This is a genomic window from Mesorhizobium sp. M1E.F.Ca.ET.063.01.1.1 (assembly GCF_003998155.1).
Classification (GTDB): Bacteria; Pseudomonadota; Alphaproteobacteria; order Rhizobiales; family Rhizobiaceae; genus Mesorhizobium.
Genome location: NZ_RZSC01000614.1, coordinates 1 through 3,550 on the forward strand (window position 1 = coordinate 1; position 3,550 = coordinate 3,550).

General features: G+C 63.5%; 6 protein-coding genes. 4 read left to right on the top strand and 2 right to left on the bottom strand.

All coding sequences use genetic code 11. The features are described from left to right. Positions 1-732: sensor histidine kinase N-terminal domain-containing protein (locus EOA29_RS29180; protein WP_189479018.1), on the bottom strand; the 732-nt coding region annotated here is incomplete at its 3' end. Positions 733-737: 5 nt separating this feature from the next. Beyond that, entirely contained in the window at positions 738-1,406 is a 669-nt protein-coding gene (locus EOA29_RS29185) for a response regulator (RefSeq protein WP_126095452.1), read from the bottom strand. 481 nt (positions 1,407-1,887) lie between these two features. Here EOA29_RS29185 and EOA29_RS29190 point away from each other — a divergent pair, with 481 nt between their 5' ends. The 4 genes from EOA29_RS29190 to EOA29_RS29205 all read left to right on the top strand — a co-directional run bounded on the left by EOA29_RS29190 (position 1,888) and on the right by EOA29_RS29205 (position 3,330). Beyond that, positions 1,888-2,133: a DUF680 domain-containing protein gene (locus EOA29_RS29190; protein ID WP_126095451.1), complete on the top strand. Its 246-nt coding sequence runs from the start codon at positions 1,888-1,890 to the stop codon at positions 2,131-2,133. A gap of 56 nt (positions 2,134-2,189) precedes the next feature. Then, on the top strand, positions 2,190-2,396 hold the full coding sequence (locus EOA29_RS29195) for a DUF680 domain-containing protein (protein WP_126095450.1): 207 nt from the start codon (positions 2,190-2,192) through the stop codon (positions 2,394-2,396). Positions 2,397-2,783: 387 nt separating this feature from the next. After that, on the top strand, positions 2,784-3,029 hold the full coding sequence (locus EOA29_RS29200) for a DUF680 domain-containing protein (protein WP_126095449.1): 246 nt from the start codon (positions 2,784-2,786) through the stop codon (positions 3,027-3,029). A gap of 58 nt (positions 3,030-3,087) precedes the next feature. After that, positions 3,088-3,330: a DUF680 domain-containing protein gene (locus tag EOA29_RS29205; protein WP_126095448.1), complete on the top strand. Its 243-nt coding sequence runs from the start codon at positions 3,088-3,090 to the stop codon at positions 3,328-3,330. Positions 3,331-3,550 lie beyond the last annotated feature (220 nt).

Consider the following 3,550-nt stretch of genomic DNA (forward strand, 5'->3'; position numbering starts at 1 on the left):
CAGTTGGTGCGCGGCATTGGCAATGAAGCGGCGCTGCGCCGCCATCTGCGCCCGCACGCGCGCCATATAGGCATTGAGCGCGTCGATCAGCGGCCTGATCTCGCTTTGCGCGCCGGGAACCTCGACCGGGTCGAGCTCGCTGCGGCTTGGCGAACGCACGGCATCGCGGAGCCGGATCAGCGGCGCAAGGCCGCGGTGCAGGCCAAGCAGCACGAACACGCCGGCGATCGCTACCAGGGCCAACTGCTGGGCGAAGGCGCTGAGCCACAGACGCTTCACCATCGCGTCATGCCCGGCAAGCGTGACGCCCACCGTGACCTTGATCGGTGAATCCGCGCCGGCGCCGATCACCGCCTGGCTGAGGGTCAGGAGGCGGAGCCGGCGATCGCGGTAGGAAGCTTCGATGCTGCCGCGTTGCGACGCCTGGGGCAGGTCGGGATAACCGGTGAGCAGGCGTCCGCCGGCGGTCTCGACGTGATAGTAGACGCTGTCGCGGTCGCCTGTATCGAACATCTCGAGCGCCGCCGGCGGGATGGTGGCAAAGAGCACGCCGTCGTCCATCGCCACCTGCTCGGCGATCGCTCGGGCCGATCCGAGCAGCATGCGATCGGTGACCAGATCGGCGGTAGCAAGCGCATTGCCATGGCTGGTCCACAGATTGACGGTAGCGAGCCCGGCCAGCGGCAGCACGACCCAGGCCAGCAATTGCAGGCGGAGGCTGTTAATCCGCATCGCAACTAGTCTTCATGGCGCAGCAGATAGCCGAGGCCGCGCAAGGTGGCGATCTGAACGCGCGAGCCTTCCAGCTTCTTGCGCAGCCGATGCACATAGATCTCGATGGCGCTGGGGTCGGCGTCGGTTTCGAAGTCATAGATCGCCGCTGACAGCGCCGCCTTGCTCACCGTGCGCCCGGCCTTGACCACCAGTTGCTCCAGCACCGCATGCTCGCGCGGCGTCAGCGCCAGCGTCTCGCCGGCAAGCGAGAACAGCCTGGTGTTGGTGTCGAAGACGAGGTCGCCGCAGGAAATGATTGGTGCTGTCCGGTCGTTGGCGCGGCGCAACTGCACGCGAATGCGCGCTTCCAACTCCTCGATCTGGAACGGCTTTGCCAGATAGTCGTCGGCGCCTTCGTTGAGGCCCTTGACCCGGCCGTCGAGGCTGGCATTGGCGGTGAGCACGATCACCGGCACCGGGTTGCCGCGCGCTCTCAGCCGCTTCAGCACCTCCATCCCGCTCATGCGCGGCAGCGCGAGGTCGAGAATGATGAGCGCATGGTCGCCGGCCGCCAGCGCATGCTCGACATCCTCGCCGTCATGGACGACATCGACGACATAGCTCGCCTGGCGCAGCGTCTTGCTCAGCCAATCGGCTAATTCGCGATTGTCTTCGACAAGCAGGAGCCGCATCTCTGTCGTTGTTCACTCCAGGGACGGCACCGGCCCCGGCGAGCGCGCGGCGGCGTCCGAATTCGATCCTCGAAGCAACCGATAATATCGATCCGCCTACAAGGCAAACTCCGGCTCCTCCGCAGTCACGACCGCGTCACGGCGGCTGTTGAGCCGACTCATTGGTTGAATCGGGGATAAAACCGAACCGTTCGGTTCAATTTATGTTGACGGTTCGTGTAGTCGAGTTGAACGCTGGCTGGCTGATCCGTGGGGCTATATCGCGCAGCCCTTTCTGCAAGCCATTGATATTGCATAAGAAGAATGTGGCAACTGCGCCGCTCACGCAAATTAAAGGTCGAACCGAACGGTTCGGTTCACAAATTTTCGTGATTGGAAATGGCAACAGGACCGACCCATTTCGGTATTGTCCGAGCGACGCGATTTTCCACCAAGGCACGCCACTAGACGGACAGGACTTTTGAAATCTGGAGCACCCAAAATGAACAAGATTGCTCTTTCCGCTGCGGCTCTTCTCATTGCCACGGGCAGCGCCTTCGCCGGCAGCGACCACTACGGTTCGGACAACGTCAACCAGCCAGCCGTCACCCAGTCGGTCACGCCCCAGTCCGGCGACAACATCGACCGCAGCATCACCGGCTCGATCCGCAAGTTCGAACAGCGCGATCTCAAGATCACGCCCGATCAGAACCAGCGGGAATCCGGCCAGGGCATCTGGGGCCGCTAAACCGGCGTCCGTCCCGAACCAACCAAGCATCAACATTCAAATCTGGAGTACCTAAAATGACCAAGATCGCTCTTACCGCGGCCGCCCTTCTCGTTGCCACCGGTGCCGCTTTCGCCGGCTCCGACAACTACGGCTCGGCCAACGCCAACCAGCCGGCCGCTTCGGTCGACACCTCGTACACCGCTTCGGTCAAGAAGTCGGATGCGAATGTCCAGAAGCCGCTGACCCAGGGCGCCGACCGCGACCTGTTCGGCAACCGCTAACCGGTTCCGATCTTCGATAGACCTCAAAGCGGCGGGCTTGTCCCGCCGCTCTGTTTTTGTAGCGCCGGCTATCCGTTGGGCCGGCTTTTGCATGCGTTCGATCGAGCATTCATCACGAAGCGGTGATGCCTGTAGGGACGAGGGTTCGCCCCACCGCTTTTTTCTGGAGCCGGCTATGGGGCGGCCTGAATCAGCCGGATGGAAGCTCCTTCTAATCCATTGTTCGAGATGAGTTTTTTCGGGTGAGCTCACGGCCGCGGTGGCGAAACGACCAGCGAAGAAGAGATTTCGCCCGGGAATAAATCCGGGCCGTTCCGGGTCTTTGTCGGCAGCGGGGCCATCCTCCCAAGGCGCCGCCGATGAAACGACAGGACAAGGAACACTGAGATGATCAGGATCGCATTCGTCACGGCCGCCATGCTCTTCGCTGCCATGGGCAGCGCCTCTGCCGGCAGCGACCATTACGGCTCCGACGGTGCCAACCAGCAGACCGCCGGCGCCGATCATATGATGACCAGTTCGATCCGCGTGCGGGACGTGGCGCATCACCAGGCTTCGGTGGCGACCGGCTCCGGCGAGACGGTCGCCGACATGATCGCCCGGCACAATGGCGACGGCCTGTGGGGCAAGTGACTGCACACGACCCTTCCTCGAAAACTCCCATCCAAACGCAACGACAGGAACTTTTGAAATGACCAGGATCGCACTCACCACCGCCGCCTTGCTTCTCGCCATGGGCTCCGCCTTCGCGGGCAGCGACCACTACGGCGCCGACAGCGCCAACCAGCCGACTGCCGGCGTCGACCGCGGGCTCACCGCCTCGATCCGCAAGCATGAGGCAGCCAAGCCGGCCAATGTCGACACCTCGATGACGACCGGGCAGCCGCCATCTCAGGCCTGGCCTGATCCGGGCCAGGGCATCTGGGGCAATTGAAGCGGCCAATCTCCCCCCTTGAGGGGGAGATGTCGCCAAAGGCGACAGAGGGGGTCGCCGCGCGTGGAGCGCCGGCGCTTTCCGTGGCGAGAAACAAAGCTGGCGCTCTACGCGAGACAACCCCTCTGGCCTGCCGGCCATCTCCCCCGCAAGGGGGGAGATCGGATGCGCGCCCGCTTTCGCCAACCGCCGCCGTTGCAGGAACAGCGCCATCGACGAA

What these genes read in the sequence shown, in the direction of transcription:
- EOA29_RS29185 (WP_126095452.1), bottom strand. Translation starts at nt 1,406, where the DNA reads ATGCGGCTCCTGCTTGTCGAAGACAATCGCGAATTAGCCGATTGGCTG.
- EOA29_RS29200 (WP_126095449.1), top strand. Translation starts at nt 2,784, where the DNA reads ATGATCAGGATCGCATTCGTCACGGCCGCCATGCTCTTCGCTGCCATG.
- EOA29_RS29205 (WP_126095448.1), top strand. Translation starts at nt 3,088, where the DNA reads ATGACCAGGATCGCACTCACCACCGCCGCCTTGCTTCTCGCCATGGGC.
- EOA29_RS29190 (WP_126095451.1), top strand. Translation starts at nt 1,888, where the DNA reads ATGAACAAGATTGCTCTTTCCGCTGCGGCTCTTCTCATTGCCACGGGC.
- EOA29_RS29195 (WP_126095450.1), top strand. Translation starts at nt 2,190, where the DNA reads ATGACCAAGATCGCTCTTACCGCGGCCGCCCTTCTCGTTGCCACCGGT.